General features: G+C 74.0%; 14 protein-coding genes. 7 read left to right on the forward strand and 7 right to left on the reverse strand.

Annotation, left to right across the window (positions count from 1 at the left end; genetic code table 11):
* Window positions 1-6: 6 nt before the first annotated feature.
* Window positions 7-480, reverse strand: a complete 474-nt coding sequence (locus Pta02_RS19650; protein ID WP_203876319.1) for a MarR family winged helix-turn-helix transcriptional regulator — start codon at window positions 478-480, stop codon at window positions 7-9.
* Between the two features lie 79 nt (window positions 481-559).
* On the opposite strand from Pta02_RS19650, the gene Pta02_RS19655 reads away from it, so the two are divergent.
* On the forward strand, window positions 560-982 hold the full coding sequence (locus tag Pta02_RS19655) for a DoxX family protein (protein ID WP_203876320.1): 423 nt from the start codon (window positions 560-562) through the stop codon (window positions 980-982).
* A gap of 63 nt (window positions 983-1,045) precedes the next feature.
* On the opposite strand, the gene mmuM is transcribed toward Pta02_RS19655, so the two are convergent.
* On the reverse strand, window positions 1,046-1,909 hold the full coding sequence (gene mmuM / locus Pta02_RS19660; protein WP_203876321.1) for a homocysteine S-methyltransferase: 864 nt from the start codon (window positions 1,907-1,909) through the stop codon (window positions 1,046-1,048).
* A 14-nt stretch (window positions 1,910-1,923) separates the two neighbouring features.
* Window positions 1,924-4,185 carry an arylsulfatase gene (locus Pta02_RS19665; RefSeq protein ID WP_203876322.1) on the reverse strand — a complete coding sequence of 754 codons (2,262 nt, stop codon included), beginning with the start codon at window positions 4,183-4,185 and terminating at the stop codon, window positions 1,924-1,926.
* 216 nt (window positions 4,186-4,401) lie between these two features.
* Here Pta02_RS19665 and Pta02_RS19670 point away from each other — a divergent pair, with 216 nt between their 5' ends.
* The 3 genes from Pta02_RS19670 (at window position 4,402) to Pta02_RS19680 (ending at window position 7,566) form a co-directional block, all read left to right on the forward strand.
* The gene (locus Pta02_RS19670; protein ID WP_203876323.1) at window positions 4,402-5,214 is read left to right on the forward strand and encodes a siderophore-interacting protein; all 813 of its coding nucleotides are present in this window, start codon (window positions 4,402-4,404) and stop codon (window positions 5,212-5,214) included.
* Between the two features lie 190 nt (window positions 5,215-5,404).
* The gene (locus Pta02_RS19675) at window positions 5,405-6,391 is read left to right on the forward strand and encodes a FecCD family ABC transporter permease (protein ID WP_203876324.1); all 987 of its coding nucleotides are present in this window, start codon (window positions 5,405-5,407) and stop codon (window positions 6,389-6,391) included.
* A 134-nt stretch (window positions 6,392-6,525) separates the two neighbouring features.
* Window positions 6,526-7,566, forward strand: a complete 1,041-nt coding sequence (locus Pta02_RS19680; RefSeq protein WP_203876325.1) for a FecCD family ABC transporter permease — start codon at window positions 6,526-6,528, stop codon at window positions 7,564-7,566.
* Window positions 7,567-7,604: 38 nt separating this feature from the next.
* Here the strand turns inward: Pta02_RS19680 and fepB are convergent, their stop codons facing one another.
* The 4 genes from fepB to Pta02_RS19700 form a co-directional block, all read right to left on the reverse strand.
* Window positions 7,605-8,615, reverse strand: a complete 1,011-nt coding sequence (fepB, locus tag Pta02_RS19685) for a Fe2+-enterobactin ABC transporter substrate-binding protein (protein WP_203876326.1) — start codon at window positions 8,613-8,615, stop codon at window positions 7,605-7,607.
* A 92-nt stretch (window positions 8,616-8,707) separates the two neighbouring features.
* Window positions 8,708-11,140, reverse strand: a complete 2,433-nt coding sequence (locus tag Pta02_RS19690) for a VIT domain-containing protein (RefSeq protein ID WP_203876327.1) — start codon at window positions 11,138-11,140, stop codon at window positions 8,708-8,710.
* Window positions 11,137-11,961 (reverse strand): MerR family transcriptional regulator, encoded by an 825-nt coding sequence (locus tag Pta02_RS41310; RefSeq protein ID WP_239130969.1) that lies wholly within the window; start codon window positions 11,959-11,961, stop codon window positions 11,137-11,139. Before Pta02_RS41310 ends, Pta02_RS19690 begins: the two co-directional genes overlap by 4 nt.
* A 61-nt stretch (window positions 11,962-12,022) precedes the next feature.
* Window positions 12,023-13,009, reverse strand: coding sequence for a GlxA family transcriptional regulator (locus Pta02_RS19700; protein WP_203876328.1), 987 nt, complete (start codon window positions 13,007-13,009; stop codon window positions 12,023-12,025).
* A 72-nt stretch (window positions 13,010-13,081) separates the two neighbouring features.
* Between Pta02_RS19700 and Pta02_RS19705 the strand changes: the two genes are divergently transcribed.
* From Pta02_RS19705 to Pta02_RS19715, 3 genes are all read left to right on the forward strand, one after another.
* Window positions 13,082-14,530 (forward strand): MFS transporter, encoded by a 1,449-nt coding sequence (locus tag Pta02_RS19705; RefSeq protein WP_203876329.1) that lies wholly within the window; start codon window positions 13,082-13,084, stop codon window positions 14,528-14,530.
* Window positions 14,531-14,600: 70 nt separating this feature from the next.
* Window positions 14,601-15,251: an ArsR/SmtB family transcription factor gene (locus Pta02_RS19710; protein WP_203876330.1), complete on the forward strand. Its 651-nt coding sequence runs from the start codon at window positions 14,601-14,603 to the stop codon at window positions 15,249-15,251.
* Window positions 15,241-15,972 carry an SRPBCC family protein gene (locus Pta02_RS19715; RefSeq protein WP_203876331.1) on the forward strand — a complete coding sequence of 244 codons (732 nt, stop codon included), beginning with the start codon at window positions 15,241-15,243 and terminating at the stop codon, window positions 15,970-15,972. Before Pta02_RS19710 ends, Pta02_RS19715 begins: the two co-directional genes overlap by 11 nt.
* The last annotated feature ends 28 nt before the right edge of the window (window positions 15,973-16,000 follow it).

Raw genomic sequence — 16,000 nt, forward strand, 5'->3', positions numbered from 1 at the left:
GCCCTTTCACGGAAGAGGGCCCGCCGAGGCGCGCGTCGCCGCCTCCACCTTGCTCATGACGCGGGTCATCATCTCCAGCTCGTCGGGGGTCAGCAGGTCGATCAGCACCTCGCGGACGACGGCGACGTGGCCCGGGGCGGTGCGGCGCAGGCACTCCACGCCCCGGTCGGTGAGCACGGCCAGGACGCCGCGGTCGTCGGAGGGACAGGTGGCCCGCTCGACCAGCCCCCGCTTCTCCAGCTGGCCGATCTGGTAGGTCAGCCCGCTCTTGGAGACCACGACCCCGCGGGCGAGCTCGGTCATCCGCAGCCGCCGGTCGGGGGCGTCGGAGAGGCGGGCGAGGATCTCGTACTGGGCGTGGGTCAGGCCCGACTCGGCCTTCAGCTGTTCTTCGACGCGTCGTTCCAGCAGATGGGACGCGGACAGATAGGCCCGCCAGGCGGCCATCTCACGCGCGTCCAGCCATCGTGCTCCTGTCATTCGCTCAGTCTACTGGTTGTTTGAATTTGAACTATCTGGCATGGTGGAGGTTGTTCAAATTCGAACCACTGGAGGCGTGATGCTGGACCAGGCGCGATCCATCGCCCTGCTGCTGGGCCGTATCGCCATCGGCGTGATCTTCTTCGTGCACGGCTTGACCAAGTTCACCGGCGGGCTGTCGGGGACGACGGCCTTCTTCGAGCAGATCGGCGTCCCGCTGGCGGGTGTGGCGGCGCCCGCGGTGGCGGTCGTCGAGGTCGCCGGGGGTGTGGCCCTCATCCTGGGCGCCGCCCTGCCGATCGCCGGCACCCTGCTCGCCCTCGACATGCTCGGGGCGATCCTGTTCGTCCACGGGGCCAACGGGTTCATGGCGGACAAGGGCGGCTACGAGTTCGTCCTCGCCCTGGCCGCGGCGAGCCTGATGATCGCCTTCAGCGGCGGGGGCGCCCTGTCCGTCGACGGGCTCCTGCGGCGCCGCCGTACCGCCGTCCCCGTGGGCTGAGCGGCCGGTCGTGACATCGACGGCGGCACCGGCGCCTCGCGGGCGCCGGTGTCACAGTCGGTGTCACAGCCGGTCGGCGTGCGCGCGGATCTGCCGGATGTGCTCCGGGGTGGTACGGCAGCAGCCGCCGACGAAGGCCGCGCCGGCGGTGTGCCACTCGGCCGCGGCGGCGCCGAACTCGACCGGGTCGGCCAGGCCGGTCCAGCGGCGTCGCCCGGCGTCCCAGGTCTCGCCCGAGTTGGGGTAGACCATGACGGGCTTGCCCTTGACCCGCTCGATCAGGCTGGAGACGTGGCGCGGCGCGGTGCAGTTGATCCCGACCGCGAGGATCCGCTGGTCGCCGGCGAACAGTGCGGCGACCTCCTCCATCGGGGTGCCGTCGCTGATGCGCTCGCCGTCGCGGCAGGAGAAGCTGATCCAGGCCCGCACCCCCGGAGTCCGGCCGAGCAGGCGCTTGAGCGCGCGGGCCTCGACGATGGAGGGGATGGTCTCGCAGGCCAGGAAGTCGGCCCCGGCGGAGGCCAGGATCTCCCAGCGGTCGCGGTGCCAGGCGAACAGGCCGTCCTCGTCGAGGTCGTAGTCGCCGGTGTACTCGGCGCCGTTGGCGAGGTAGGCACCGTACGGCCCGACGCTGGCGGCCACCGCGCCCTCCCCGTGGGCGTCCCTGGCCTCGGTGGCCAGGCGCACCGACAGCTGGATGAGGTCCTCCGCCTCGGCGACGCTCAGCCCGCGGCGCAGGAACGCCGGGATGCTCGCCTGGTAACTCGCTGTGGTCGCCACCTGCGCTCCGGCGGCGAAGTAGTCGAGGTGCGCCTGGCGGATCACCGAGGGGTTCTCCAGCAGGAGTTTCGCCGACCAGAGTTCGTCGCGCAGGTCCGCGCCGAGCGCCTCCAGATGGGTCGCCAGCCCACCGTCGAGAATCACCATTCCGCCACTCTACGTCACTCGTAGCGCAGGCCGATCTCCCTGACGATCTCCAGGAAATTCTGTCCCGCGTCGGGCGCGAAGGGCCCGGGAGTGTAGGTGACGGCGGTCAGGACGCCGGAGAAGGGGAACGGCCCGCGGGCCTCGTACAGGTCCCAGGAGACGGGGGAGCGGCGGTCGATCCCCACGTCGATCCCCTCGAAGGGGGACATCGCCGCGAGCATCGGCAGGCCCGCCGCCGACGCCCGCTCCTCGCCGTCGGCCAGCACGGTGACGTCCCACACCCAGCCGCCCGGCGCGCTCACCTCCACCCGCGCGGTCCGCTCCGGTACGGCCCCCGCCCGCAGCTCGTGCATCACCCCGTAGGCGTTGAGCGCGAAGAGGAGCTCCCCGCCCTCGACGTACAGCACGTAGCCGCCGCCCTGGTCGCCGTGGGCCACCAGCACGCCCTCGCCCGGCTCGGCGATCTCCGCCTCCACGCTGAAGGAGCGCCACTGGACCAGCTGGAGCGAGCGCCACCGCTCCAGGGTGTGCACGGCGGGCGTCAGCCGTACCGGGCCGGCGTCGGCGTGCCACGGCGGGCGCAGCAGATAACGCAGGCGCGAGCCCTCGTCCAGCGGGTACACCAGGTTCTCCCGGGCGGCCTCCTCCCAGGCGGCGGCCAGCTCGGCGACGAGGCCGGGCCGCTCGGCGGCCAGGTCGCGCAGCTGGACGCGGTCGGCGCTCTGGTCGTACAGCTCCCACTCGTGGTCGCCGAACGGGGTCAGCGGCCGGTGCCGGGTCACGATCTCCCAGCCGTCGCGGTAGAAGCCCCGGTTGCCGGCCAGCTCGAAGTACTGCTCGGTGTGATCGTGTCCGGCCGCCGCCTCGCGCAGCGGGCCGCCCATCGAGACCCCCGTCCGGGGCAGGCCCTCGGCGGCCTCGACCCCGGTGAGGTCGAGCAGAGTCGGCAGCAGGTCGGTGACGAAGGCCCACCGGTCGCGCAGGCCCGAGGCGTCCAGGCCCGCCGGCCAGGAGAACAGCAGCGGCACCGAGTGGCCGCCCGCGTGAGTGTTGATCTTGTAGAGCCGGAAGGGCGTGTTGGAGACCGTCGCCCAGCCGCGCGGATAGTGCGCCAGCGTCCGCGGCCCGCCGACCAGGTCGATCCCGGCCAGGTCGGCGGTGAAGTCCTCGCGGTCGTGCCCGCTGTTCTTCGACAGCAGCGTGCGGAAGTACTGCGTGGTGCCGCGCTCCTCGCCCTCGCGGGAGCCGCCGTTGTCGGAGGTGAAGATGAAGATCGTGTTCTCCAGCTCGCCGAGCTCCTCCAGGACGGCGCGCAGCCGTCCCGTGCTCGCGTCGATACTGGAGATCATCGCCGCGTAGACCTCCATGTATCTGGCGAACAGCCGGCGCTCGTCCCCGCTCAGGGAGTCCCAGGCCGGTACGTCGTCGCCGGGTACGGCGTCGCGGGGCGGCAGGGGAGTGCCCGGCGGGAGCAGGCCCAGCTCGATCTGTCGCCGGTGCCTGCGCTCCCTGATCACGTCCCAGCCCGCGTCGTAGGCGCCCCGGTGCGCGGCGACGTCCTCGGCCCTGGCCTGCAGGGGCGCGTGCGCGGCGCCGTGCGCGAAGTACAGGAGGAAGGGCCGGTCCGGGTCCGAGGCCCTGAGCCGGCGGATCATGCCGGTGGCCCGGTCGGTGAGGTCGTCGGTCAGGTAGTAGCCGTCGGGATAGCGGTCCACCTCGACCGTGTGGTTGTCCTCCACCAGCCGGTGCGGGTGGTGGAAGTTGGTGAAGGCCTCCAGGAAGCCGTAGAAGCGCTCGAACCCCCGCTGCAGCGGCCAGGCGTGCCGGGGCCCGGCGTCCGACATGTCGGAGTCCTTGGTCAGGTGCCACTTGCCGACCGCGAACGTGGCCCACCCGGCATCCCGGAATATCTCGGCCGCGGTGACCGCGTCGCGGGAGATCTCCCCGGCGTATCCGGGGAAGCCCGGATCGGAGTTGGCGACGTGGCCGACCCCGGCCAGGTGCGGGTTGACCCCGGTCAGCAGAGCCGCCCTGGTCGGCGAGCACATGGGGGTGACGTGGAAGTTCGTCCACTGCACCCCGCCGGCGGCCAGCGCGTCCAGGTGCGGGGTGGGGATCTCCGACCCGTAGCAGCCCAGGTCGGAGAAGCCCACGTCGTCGGCGAGCACGATGACGATGTTGGGCTTCCCCGCCGCCGACGCCCGCGGCGGCCACCACGACTGCGACCCCGCGAAGGTCCGACCCACCCGTCCGGGGAACCCCTCGTACTCGATCATGCGCGGATTATAGGGATCCTCGATTTCGTGCGGCGGGGACGAGCGTGGGGCCCGTACGGATCTCGGGTTCAAATTAGGTTAGGCTTTCCTAAGTAACATCATCAGTGATCTCCCGTGCCGCGCCCGGCGGCCTCCCGGCGCGGGCACCGGGTGCCCTTCACGGGGCGGCACCCCGTGAAGGGCCGGGGAGATCCCACGAAGGGACCGTGAGAACCCATGACTCCGCCGCGCCCCGCCGTCGTCCGGCATCCCCTCGCCTACCGGCTGCTCGAGGTCAGGCGGGTGGACCGGATCACCCCCGGCACCGTGCGCGTCACCCTGGGCGGCCCGGAGCTGCGGGGCTTCTGCAAGCAGGCGCCCACCGACCACGTCAAGCTCTGCTTCCCCGCACCCGGCGCCGAGCTGCCGGTGCCGGCCGTCGTCGAGAACGACGCCTGGGTCCGGGGCCAGGTCGAGCCGATCACCCGTGACTACACCGTCCGCCACCACCGGCCCGAGGCGCTGGAGCTGGATGTGGACATGGTCGTGCACGGCGACGGCGTCGCCTCCGCCTGGGCGGAGCGCGCCGAGCCCGGCATGCGGCTCGGGGTCCTCGGGCCGCGCGGTTCGGTGGTCGTGCCCCCGGTGTACGACTGGTACCTGCTGGCCGCCGAGGAGACGGGGATCCCCGCGCTGGGCCGCTGGCTGGAGGCGCTGCCCGCCGGAGTGAAGGTGATCGCTTTCGCCGAGGTCGCGGGCCCGCAGGAGGAGCAACCGCTGACCGTGCGCGAGGGCGTCAGCCTGACCTGGCTGCACCGGGGCACCGCCGAGCCCGGGACGACCGACCTGCTGGAGCGGGCCGTCCGCGCGGCCGACCTGCCCGGCGGCACGGGCTACGCCTGGGTCGCGGGCGAGGCCCGCACGCTCAGGCCGATCCGCCGCCACCTGAGGGAGGAGCGGGGGCTGGCGCCGGAGCAGGTCGACGTCGACGGCTATTGGAAGCGCGGCGAGGCCGACCACGACCACCATCGAGACGACGAGGACGAGTGACCCGGCCCGCTCCGGACATCCGGAGCCTCCCCGCCTCCACCTCGTCCAATTCGTCCAGCTCATCCGACTCATCCGGCCGCCGGGAGATCTCCGCACCGGCCGATCCCGCCCGTCGGAGCGTCTCCGCACCGGCCGTATCCGAGCGCCGGAGCGTTCCCGCGCCCGCCGTACCCGACCGCCGGAGGGCCTGATGCGGTGGACCGGACTGGCCCTCTCCTGCGCGGCACTGGGAGCGGTGACGGTGCTCAGCATCGCGGTCGGCGCCCAGGCGATCCCGCTCGGGGAGGTCTGGCAGCAGCTGTGGAACCCCACCGGCGGGGAGAGCGCCGCGATCGTCCACGACCTGCGCGTGCCCCGGACGCTCCTGGGCCTGTGCGTCGGCGCGGCGCTCGGGCTGGCCGGGGCGCTCATGCAGGGGCTCACCCGCAACCCGCTGGCCGATCCCGGCCTGCTCGGCGTCAACTCCGGGGCGTCGCTGGCCGTGGTCGGCTCCATCGTGTTCTTCGACGTCACGGACATGCGGTCCTGGGTGTGGTTCTCCATGGCGGGGGCGGCCGCGGCCGCGGCCGCCGTCTACGTCCTGGGCACGACCGGGCGCGGTGCGGCCGGTCCCGCCCGGCTGGTGCTCGCCGGCGCGGCCGTCAGCGCCGCCCTGCTCTCGGCCGTCGAGGCGATGCTCACCCTGGACGCCGGGGCGTTCGACCGGTGGCGCTTCTGGGACGTGGGGGCGCTCGCCGGCCGGGACGCCGCGGTCGTCGCGGAGATCGCGCCGTTCGTCGTCGTGGGCGCGGTGCTCGCGCTCGGGCTCGGGCGGGGGCTCAACGCCATCGCCCTGGGCGAGCAGGCCGGCCAGGGCCTGGGCGTGAACCTGGCCCGGGTCCGGCTCGGCGGGGCCGCGGCGATCATGCTGCTCTGCGGCGCGGCGACCGCCGCCGCCGGCCCCATCGGGTTCATCGGGCTCATGGCCCCGCACGCCGTACGCGCCTTCACCGGGCCGGACAACCGCTGGGTCCTGGCCTACTCGGCCGTCCTCGCCCCGGTCCTGCTGCTCACCGCCGACGTCGTCGGCAGGGTGGTGGTGCGGCCGGGCGAGCTGGAGAGCGGCATCGTCACCGCGTTCGTCGGAGCCCCCGTGCTGATCTATCTCCTGCGCCGCCGACGGGCCGTCCGCCTGTGAACCGTCTCCGGGCGTCCCCGGCCGAGCCCTCGGATCCCTCCGGACCGGCCCTCCCCGATCAAGTCGTTCTCTCCCCGCCGACGGGCCGCCCGCCCGCGACCGGCCCGTCCTCCCGTCTCGAAGGACCTCCTCCCGTGAGCGTCTACCGCATCCTCAGCACTCCCTCCCGCCGGATCTCCGTGCGGGTCCACCTCCGCGCGTCGGCGGTCGTCGCGGTCCTGCTGGCCCTCACGGCCGCGGTCGTGCTGGTCGCCATGGGCACCGGGTCCGCGGTGCCGGTCGGCGACGTCGTCAAGACCCTGTTCGGCGGGGGCGACGCCATGAGCGAGATGGTCGTCTACGAGCTGCGCGCCCCGCGGGCGGCGCTCGCCCTCCTGGTGGGGGCGGCGCTCGGCGCGGGGGGCGCCGTCGTGCAGAGCCTGTCGCGCAATCCGCTCGGCAGCCCGGACGTCGTCGGGGTGAACGCGGGCGCGGCGGCGGGAGCGGTCCTGGTGATCCTCGTCGTCGGCGCCCCCACGCCCCTGGGCGTCGCCGCCGGCGCGCTGGCCTGCGGCCTGCTCGCGGCCCTGGCGGTCTACGCGCTGTCCTACACGCGCGGGGTGCAGGGCACTCGGCTGATCATGGTGGGCGTCGCGGTCACCGCCATGCTCCACTCGGTCATCGCCTACCTGCTGACCAGGGCCGACCTGTACGAGTCGCAGGGGGCCAAGGTGTGGCTGGTGGGCAGTCTGGCCGGAGCGGGCTGGGAGCGGGTGGGGCCGGTGGCCGCGGCGACGGCCGTACTGCTGCCCGCCGCGCTGGCGCTGGGCCGGTCGCTGGGCACCATGGAGATGGGCGACGACGCGGCCGGCGCTCTCGGCATGCGGGTGGAGCGCCTGCGCTTCGCCCTGCTGCTGGTGGCCGTGGCGCTGTCGGGGATCGCGGTCTCGGCCGCCGGCCCCATCGCCTTCGTCGCCCTGGCCGCCCCGCAGCTCGCCCGGCGGCTGACCCGGGCCCCGGGGGCGGGCGTCGCCTCGGCCTCGGCCGTCGGCGCACTGCTGCTGGCGGGCGCCGACCTGGCGGTCCAGCGGCTGCCGACCCCCGGCCAGCTGCCCGTGGGGGTGCTGACCGGGGGTCTGGGCGGTCTCTACCTCGCCTGGCTGCTCCACCGTGAGTGGCGGGCGGGCCGCTCCTGACCGCCGGATGCGGGGGGCGGCCCGGGACGGGCGCGGCGTCAGCCGGCGAACTGCTTCTCGACGCGGTCGATGATGTTGGACGCGCTGTAGTAGTCGATGCGGAAGGAGTCCAGGCCCAGGTCGTAGACCCGCTTGTCGGCGACGGCCGACAGGTCCTTCCAGAGCGGCTTGGCCTGGGTGGCGGTGATCTCCTCGGCGCTGTGGCTGACGAAGAAGAGCGAACTGTCGCCGAACGCCTTGAGCACGTTCTCCTGCGCGACGCTCACGATGTCCTTGCGCTCGCCGCCCTCCCGGGTGTCGGCGGCGGCCAGGGAGGCGTCGAGGGGGTGGAGGGTGAAGCCGAGCGAGGCCAGCAGCGCGCCCTGGGCGGAGGCCTCGGTGAACACGGGGATGTCGGTGTTGTTGTCGCGCAGCAGCACCGCGTCCTGTCCGGGCTTCTTGATCGCGCTCTTCACCTCGGTCACGCGCCGGTCGTAGGCGTCGATGACCTTCTTGGCGTTCGCCTCCAGGCCCAGCGCGCCCCCCAGCTTGGTGGTGAGCTCCTGCCAGGAGAGGTTGTCGTGCCGGAACAGCACGGTCGGCGCGATGCTCTTCAGCCGGTCGTAGATCTTCAGGGTGCTGTCCGCGCCGGAGGCCGAACCGATGATCAGGTCGGGCTTGGCCGCGATGACCTTCTCGACGTCGGCTTCGAAGCCCTGGTAGAGCACCTGGACGCCCCGCTGCTCGGCGACGTCGGCCCACTGGGAGAAGAACCCGTTCGCCGAGGTGATCGGGCTGGGCGGGGTGGCCTGGGAGGCGACCAGCGGCGCCTCCAGCGCGAGCAGGTGGCCGGTCAGGGTGACGGCCACCGAGACGACGCGCTTGGGGGAGGCCGGCACCTCCGTGGTCCCCGCCTCGTGCTGGACGCTCCGCGTCCCGCCCGTGCCTGCGGCGCCGCTCGCGCTCTGCGCCGGGGCGGCCTCCGTGCCGGACCCGCAGGCCGCAAGGCCCAGCACGGTGGACGCCGCGACGACGGCGGCGGCCCAGCGCCGGCGGATAGATGCCCTCATGACTCTCCTGCTTTCAGGTGTGTCCTACCAAACTTAGGTAAGGCTAACCTAAATAGCTTCTGAAGGTCGATGCGGGCCCCCGCCGGTACGCCTCACCGCTTCCAGAACGGGCGTCGCCTCTTCTCCTGTCCGCCGCCGATCAGGGTCTCCAGCGTGTGTACGGCCAGCCGCCACAGCGTGTCCACGTCGGCGGCGGGCTCGGGCGCCGTCAGGTCACGGGCCAGGGCGTCCAGTTCCGCGTGCCCGCCGAGGGAGGTGGCCAGCGCCGCCAGCCGGTCGCCGAGGTCGGCCAGGTAACGCAGCCGGTCGGCGGCCCGCAGGGACTCGGCGGCCCGCAGCCGGCGGAGCTCCTCGGCCAGCTGGGCCCGCAGCGCCTCCTGTGCGGCCGGGGTGGGGGCGGGAGCCGGAGGGTACGGCGTGATCATGTGCGGCGGGGGGACCGGGACGGTCGAGCCGGCCACGGACTTGTCCGCGCGCGGGAAGAACCGCTCGGTCTCCTGGAACGGGTCGGCGGAGCGCTCCTGCTCCATCCAGTCGAACGCCGCCGTGGGCCGGGACGCGCCGCGGGGGGCGCCCCCCGGAGCGGCCGGCCGCGGCGCGGCCGCGGGAGCGGCGGGCGGCGCGCCCATGGCCGCGGGAGCCGACATCCACGCCATCGGAGCGGCGGCCATCGGAGCGGCGGCGGGACCCGTCTCCCAGCCGCTGGGCAGCTCCACCGGCTGGACCACCCGGTGTTCCGGGCCGCCCTCGGCGACCACCCGCGAGTCGACCGCGACGAACGCGGTGAAGCGGCAGAGCACGCCGTACCGCAGGGAGGTCGCCAGGATCTTCTCCTCGACCGAGTGGTCGCCGGCGGCGTAGCGGTCCTCCAGGTCGCGGAGCCGCGCCCGCGCCCAGATCGACCGCACCGCGGGGTTGTCCACCCGCGTCCCGGTGATCCGCCGCTCCCACGACTGCCCGGAGGCGTCCGTGCCGTGCAGGACCACCGCGCCGGAGGCGGCGCCCCGGTAGCGGCCGTGCACGGTCAGCGGCACGCCGGGGTAGATCGAGCCGAGCCGGCCGGTCTCGCCGGGCACCGGGTCGAGCCCGTCGCCCTTGAGGGACAGGTCGGTGACCACCGGCGAGCCGATCCTGCGGTGGATGTGCTCCATCGCCTCATCCAGCCGGTCCTCCGACTCCACCAGCTCGCACCGGCCCCCGCCCAGGCCGCTCAGCCGGCTCAGGAACCCGGCGTTGACCGCCCGGTCGATGCCGACCGTGTGGACCCGCACCCCGACCAGGCGGCTGCCGACCTCCTTGATGATCTGGGTCTCGTTGCCGACCTGCCCGTCGGTGACCAGCACCAGGACGCGGTCCCTGGAGGAGTCGCCCAGCATCGCGACGGCCTGGCGCAGCGGGTCGAGCATCTCGGTGCCGCCGCGGGCCTCCAGCCGCGCCAGGTGCTCGACCGCCCGGTAGCGGTTGCGGTCGGAGGCCTCCACGAGCCCGCCGTCGAGCCGCTCGGGCCGCTCCACCACGGTGTCGAAGGACAGCACCGCGAACCGGTCGGCGCCGGTCAGGGTGTCGATGATGCGGGCGGCCGCGCGCCGGGCGGCGACCATCTTCCAGCCGCCCATGCTGCCCGACCGGTCGAGCACGAGCACGACGTCCTTGGGCGTGGCGGTGGCCGGCGCCTGCGGCGGGACGACGGTCAGCGCGAACGTGCCCTCCTCGCCCTCGGCGTCGGGGACCAGCGTGAGGCAGGAGGAGGCGCCGAACGACAGGCGCAGGATGAAGTCGCGGTCCAGGCGCTCGCCCGGCTGCAGCCGTACCGTGCCGCCCTCCTGCAGGACCGTGTGCAGGCTGGAGCGGACCTCCTGCAGCTCCAGCCCGGCGGTGTCGATCGTGGCCGCCAGCGAGAGCCGCACCGGGTTGGGGAAGCCGGGCAGCAGCACGGGCGGGGTGATCCGGGAGGCGTCGGGCACCGCGTCGGTGTCCGGCGCCCAGCCGTCGCCGGCCTGCTCGCCGTCGAGCGGGACGCCGGGGATGTAACGCGGGGCGACGACCAGGGGGAAGCGGAAGGTCGCCGCGCCGTCCTCGTAGGGGAGCGGCTGGTCCAGCGTCAGGTGCACGGTGACCCGCTCGCCCGGCACGATGTTGCCGACCCTGATGGTGAAGACGTCGGGCCGGTCCTCCTCGGCGATGGCGGCCCGCCTGCCCTCGGCGACGGCCTGGTCGTAGTCGGCCCTGGCCTGGCCGCGCTCCTTGAGCACGCCCTCGACGATCCGCCCGTCGGCCTCCATCCTGAAGGCCGTCACGGCGGCCCGGTCGGGCAGCGGGAAGATGTAGGTCGCCTCCAGCGGCACGTCGAACGGGTTGCGGAAGCCCTGGGTCACCTTCACTCCGGCGACCAGGCCGGACAGCTCGGCGGTGACGTCGACGCTCTCCAGGGGCAGGTTTCCGCGCTCGGTGGTGAGTGCTCCCATCCCGGCGTCGGGGACCGGCGCGCACTCGTCCGGCCGTAGCGGGGTGATCGAAGTGATCATCGGTGGTTTCCTTCCGGAGGGGCGAGTTCGCGCATACGGAGGGCCGAGACCAGCGCCCGTGAGGCGGCGCCGATCGCGGCGAGGTCGTCGTCGGAGAGGGGACGGGCGGCGCCGTCGAGCAGGAGCGTCACCCCGGGTGCGAGCCGTACGGCGGGCACCGCGGTCACGGGGGCGCCGGGAGCGGAGAGCCCGCCGGAGAACACGGCGGCCTCCACCTCGTGATCCGCCGGCCCGGCCGCGCCCGGATCGGCCGCGTCCGGATCGGCCGTGCTCACCCCGGTCGCGCCCGACTCGGCCGGAACGGCCGGGCCGGGATCCGGGAGGAGCAGGCCGGGATCCGGCGCGGGCGGGTCGGTCCAGAAGCGCGGGCGGGCGGGTGCTCCCGTGACGCCGGGTGCCCGGGCCGCTCCGGCCGGAGCCGTCGCGCCGGTTCGATCCATCGCACCGGCCTGATCCGCCGCTCCGGCCCGATCGGCGGCCCCGGCGGGCCCGGTGAGCGCAGCGGGGGCGTCCGGGACGGTGCGCAGGCGGGCGATCTCCTCCAGGGCCCGGTCCGTGGCCCCGGCCAGCTCGACCTGGATCTCGGCGATGCTCCGGCCCTCCGCCTGGCGGCGCTTGACGGCGACGAGCTGGAGCAGGTGGCGCCTGCCGTACAGGGCCACCCGTCCGCGCCGGGACAGGGGCGGGTCGAGCAGGCCGATCGTGGCGTACCACCGGACGAGGCGCTCGTTCGGCACGTCCCTGACCCGGCCGTTGAGCCGCCCGTCCGGGGTGAGCACGGTGGAGGCGTGCTCCACCAGTTCGCCGATCGTCCATTCCATGCCCTCAGAATGACACTGTAATAATGACAGTGTCAATGTCGGGGCGAACGGCGGACCCGGTTCACTTCACGGCGGTGACCGGGCGGGAGGACTGGAACGTCCTGCGATAGGCGCTGGGCGCCACACCCAGGACGGCGGCCATCTGCTGGCGCAGGGCGGCGCCGGTACCGAAGCCCGCGTGCCGGGCGACGAGGTCGACCGGCAGGTCGGTGGTCTCCAGCAGGTGACGGGCGCGCTCGACGCGCTGCTGGACGATCCACCGGCCCGGGCTCATCCCGGTCTCCTCGCGGAAGCGCCGGGTGAAGGTGCGCACGCTCATCCGGACCTGGCCGGCCAGCGAGCGCAGGTCGAGCCGCTCGTCCAGGTGCGCCAGCGCCCAGACGCGCGCGGGGGCGGTGGAGGCGTCGGGCGTGGCCGGGACCGGATGCTCGATGTACTGCGCCTGGCCGCCCGGCCGCCACGGCGGCATCACGCAGCGCCGCGCCACGCGGTTGCCGACCTCGCTCCCGTGGTCGCTGCGCACGACGTGCAGGCACAGGTCGACGCCCGCGCCGACGCCGGCCGAGGTGAGGATGTCGCCGTCGTCGACGAACAGGACGTCCGGGTCGAGCTCGACGAGGGGGAACAGCTCGCGGAAGCGCCCGGCGTGCATCCAGTGCGTGGTCGCCGGCCTGCCGTCGAGCAGTCCGGCCGCGGCCAGGGCGAACGCCCCGGTGCAGACCGACATGACGCGGCGGGTGCGGGCGGCGGCGGTCAGCGCGTCCCGGACCTCCGGCGGGAGCGTCCCCGAACGCATCGCCTCGTTGGCCGCGTGGAAGCCGGGCACCACCACGGTGTCGGCCCGCGCCAGCTCCTCCAGGCCGTACTCGGGCACGATCTGGAAGCCCGCCGACGTCCGGACCGGCCGCGCGCCGGGACCGCAGACCCGGACCCGGTAGAGGCGCCGGTCCAGGTCGTCGCGGGCGGCACCGAAGATCTGCGTCACGGTGCCCAGGTCGAAGGGGACCAGGTCGTCGAGGGCGAGGACGGCGATGCGGTGAGGCTCCATGGCCCGATTCTTTCACATGATGGCTTTCCGGCCACTGGTTCCGCGGGCGGCGCGTGCCCGATCCTTGACCCCATGACACGGACAGAAGCACGTCCCAGGCTGCACTGGGCATGGACGGTGGCCGCGGTGACGTTCGTGGCGCTGGTGGGCGCGGCGGGTTTCCGGGCGACCCCCGGCGCGCTGATCGAGCCGCTGCAGCGGGAGTTCGGCTGGAGCAGGGGCACGATCTCGCTGGCCGTGTCGGTCAACCTGCTGCTGTTCGGGCTCACGGCGCCGTTCGCCGCGGCCCTGATGGAGCGCTTCGGCATCCGCAGGGTGATCGCGTGCGCGCTGTCGCTGGTGGCGCTGGGCAGCGGCCTGACGGTGTTCATGACGACGAGCTGGCAGCTCGTGCTGCTGTGGGGCGTGCTGGTCGGGCTGGGGACCGGGTCGATGGCGCTGGCGCTGGTGGCGACGGTCACCGGCCGGTGGTTCGTACGGCACCGCGGCCTGGTGACCGGGGTGCTCACCGCCGGAGGCGCGACCGGTCAGCTGGTGTTCCTGCCGCTGGTGGCGGCGCTGTCGGAGGCCCACGGCTGGCGGGCCGCCTCCCTGGTGACCGCCGGCGCCGCGCTGGCCGTGGTCCCGCCGGTGCTGCTGTTGCTGCGGGAACGCCCCGCCGACGTGGGCCTGAGGCCGTACGGCGCCGCGGAGCCCGAGCCGGTCCCCGGCCCCGGCCGGGACGTCCGGACGGGAGGCGGTCCCGCGCGGGGCGCCGGTCCCGGACAGGGCGCCGCGACGGGAACCGGTCCCGGACAGGGTGTCGCGCGGGGCGCCGGTTCCGGACGGGGCGCCGCGACGGGTTCCGTGCCCGCGGTGGGGCCGGCCCGGCGGGCGATCGGCGCGCTGAGGGAGGCGGCCGGGACCAGGGCGTTCTGGTTCCTGGCCGCGGGGTTCGCGATCTGCGGCGCGACGACCAACGGTCTGGTCGGCACGCACTTCATCCCCGCGGCGCACGACCACGGGATGCCCGTGACCACCGCCGCCGGCCTGCTCGCGCTGGTCGGGATCTTCGACATCGCCGGAACCGTGTTCTCCGGGTGGCTCACCGACCGCGTCGACTCGCGGATCCTGCTGGCCGTCTACTACGCGCTGCGCGGGGCGTCCCTGCTGGTGCTGCCGCAGCTCTTCGCGGCGTCGGCGCACCCGAGCATGCTGGTGTTCATCATCTTCTACGGCCTGGACTGGGTGGCCACCGTACCGCCCACCGTCGCCCTGTGCCGGGAGCACTTCGGCGAGGCGGGGCCGGTGGTGTTCGGGTGGGTCTTCGCCTCGCACCAGATCGGCGCGGCCCTGGCGGCGACCGCGGCGGGGCTCACCAGGGACCACTTCGGCGACTACGCGCCCGCCTGGTACGTCGCCGGGGCGCTGAGCATCGTGGCCGCCGTGGTGTCGATGCGGATCAGGCGCGGGGCCCGGCCGGACGAGAGCCGCCAGGGGCCCCGCGCCGCCGGCCTCGCGGCGGAACCCGCCGGTCGCTGATTCCGGGGCCTCGCTCGCGAGGCCCCGGCCGCCAATTGACAAATTAATTTTTCTATTCTTCCATGGAGGCGTGTCCGCGACAGAGATGACGCTCATGGACGAGCCCGACCGCCTCCGGGTGGCGCTCACTCCCATCCGCCGCCGGTTGCTGGCGCGCCTGCGGGAGCCGGCGTCGGCCGCCCGGCTCGCGGCCGAGCTCGGCCTGCCCCGTCAGCGGGTGAACTACCACTTCAAGGCCCTGGAGCAGGCGGGGCTGATCGAGCTGGTCGAGGAGCGCCCGCGGCGGGGGTTCGCCGAGAGGATCATGCGGGCCACCGCCAACGCCTTCCTCGTCGACCCCGGCGTGCTGTCACCCACCGAGACCGGTGAGCCGTCCGGCGCCGAGCCCGGCGGGTCGTCCGGCGCCGAGCCCGGTGACGGCTTCGAGCGCATCGCCGACCGGTACGCCGCCGAGCACCTCGTCGAGGCGGCCGCCGGCACCGTGCGCGAGGTCACCCGCATGGCCGCCGCGGCCGACCGGCGGGGCGTCCGGCTGCTCACGTTCACCCTCGAGGCCGAGGTGCGGTTCGAGGCCCCGGGCGACGTGCACCGCTTCACCGACGAACTCGCCGAGGCGGTCGCGCAGGTCGCCGCCCGGTTCGACACTCCCGGCGGGCGGTCCTACCGCCTCCTCGCCGGGGGACACCCCACTCCCCGGCAAGGAGCCGAAGATGACAGATGAGCCGTTCTTCGTCGAGGTCACGATCTCCGCTCCCGTCGAGGAGGTGTGGGAGGCCCTGCGCGACACCGAGCAGCTCCGCCGCTGGCACGGCTGGCACTGCGACGAGCTCGACAAGGAGATCGAGTTCATCTACCACCGAGACGTCGTCGAGTCCGCAGCCGAGTACCGGCTGGAGGTCCAGGGCGGCGACCGCTTCGAGCTGGCCGACCTCGGCGGCCGGACCCGGCTCCGGCTGACCCGCCCCCCGCGCGGCAGCAACCCCGAAAGCTCGGAGTGGGAGCTCTACTACGACGACATGACCGAGGGCTGGATCACCTTCGTCCACCAGCTCAGGTTCGCCCTGGAGCGGCATCCGGGCGCCGATCGGCGGACCGTGTTCCTGTCCGGCGGGGGAGGCGGGCCGGTTCTCCGGGCCGCCGGCCTGACGGCCGCCGCCGGGTCGGCCCCCGGAAGTCCGTACGAGCTGGAGGGCCCCGCCGGGGAGAGGCTGCGCGGCGAGGTGTGGTTCCGCTCGGAGCGCCAGCTCGGCCTCACCGTGGCCGGCTGGGGTGACGGCCTGCTGGTCGCGGTGCAGAACCCGGTCCCGCCCGGGAAGCCCGAGAGCGGCGCCATGATGGTGCTCACCGCCTACGACCTCGACGACGCCGCGTTCTCCGACCTGCAGGCGCGCTGGACCGCCTGGTGGAACCGTACGTTCGAGACCGGACCGGCGGAGGCGTAGCCGTCGGCCCCCCGTCGGCCGTCGGCCC

The sequence above is a fragment of the Paraplanobispora takensis genome (assembly GCF_016863195.1).
Taxonomy (GTDB): domain Bacteria; phylum Actinomycetota; class Actinomycetes; order Streptosporangiales; family Streptosporangiaceae; genus Planobispora; species Planobispora takensis.

What these genes read in the sequence shown, in the direction of transcription:
- Pta02_RS19705 (WP_203876329.1), top strand. Translation starts at nt 13,082, where the DNA reads ATGACACGGACAGAAGCACGTCCCAGGCTGCACTGGGCATGGACGGTG.
- Pta02_RS19650 (WP_203876319.1), bottom strand. Translation starts at nt 480, where the DNA reads ATGACAGGAGCACGATGGCTGGACGCGCGTGAGATGGCCGCCTGGCGG.
- Pta02_RS19690 (WP_203876327.1), bottom strand. Translation starts at nt 11,140, where the DNA reads ATGATCACTTCGATCACCCCGCTACGGCCGGACGAGTGCGCGCCGGTC.
- Pta02_RS19700 (WP_203876328.1), bottom strand. Translation starts at nt 13,009, where the DNA reads ATGGAGCCTCACCGCATCGCCGTCCTCGCCCTCGACGACCTGGTCCCC.
- Pta02_RS19670 (WP_203876323.1), top strand. Translation starts at nt 4,402, where the DNA reads ATGACTCCGCCGCGCCCCGCCGTCGTCCGGCATCCCCTCGCCTACCGG.
- fepB (WP_203876326.1), bottom strand. Translation starts at nt 8,615, where the DNA reads ATGAGGGCATCTATCCGCCGGCGCTGGGCCGCCGCCGTCGTCGCGGCG.
- mmuM (WP_203876321.1), bottom strand. Translation starts at nt 1,909, where the DNA reads ATGGTGATTCTCGACGGTGGGCTGGCGACCCATCTGGAGGCGCTCGGC.
- Pta02_RS19675 (WP_203876324.1), top strand. Translation starts at nt 5,405, where the DNA reads ATGCGGTGGACCGGACTGGCCCTCTCCTGCGCGGCACTGGGAGCGGTG.
- Pta02_RS41310 (WP_239130969.1), bottom strand. Translation starts at nt 11,961, where the DNA reads ATGGAATGGACGATCGGCGAACTGGTGGAGCACGCCTCCACCGTGCTC.
- Pta02_RS19665 (WP_203876322.1), bottom strand. Translation starts at nt 4,185, where the DNA reads ATGATCGAGTACGAGGGGTTCCCCGGACGGGTGGGTCGGACCTTCGCG.
- Pta02_RS19715 (WP_203876331.1), top strand. Translation starts at nt 15,241, where the DNA reads ATGACAGATGAGCCGTTCTTCGTCGAGGTCACGATCTCCGCTCCCGTC.
- Pta02_RS19655 (WP_203876320.1), top strand. Translation starts at nt 560, where the DNA reads ATGCTGGACCAGGCGCGATCCATCGCCCTGCTGCTGGGCCGTATCGCC.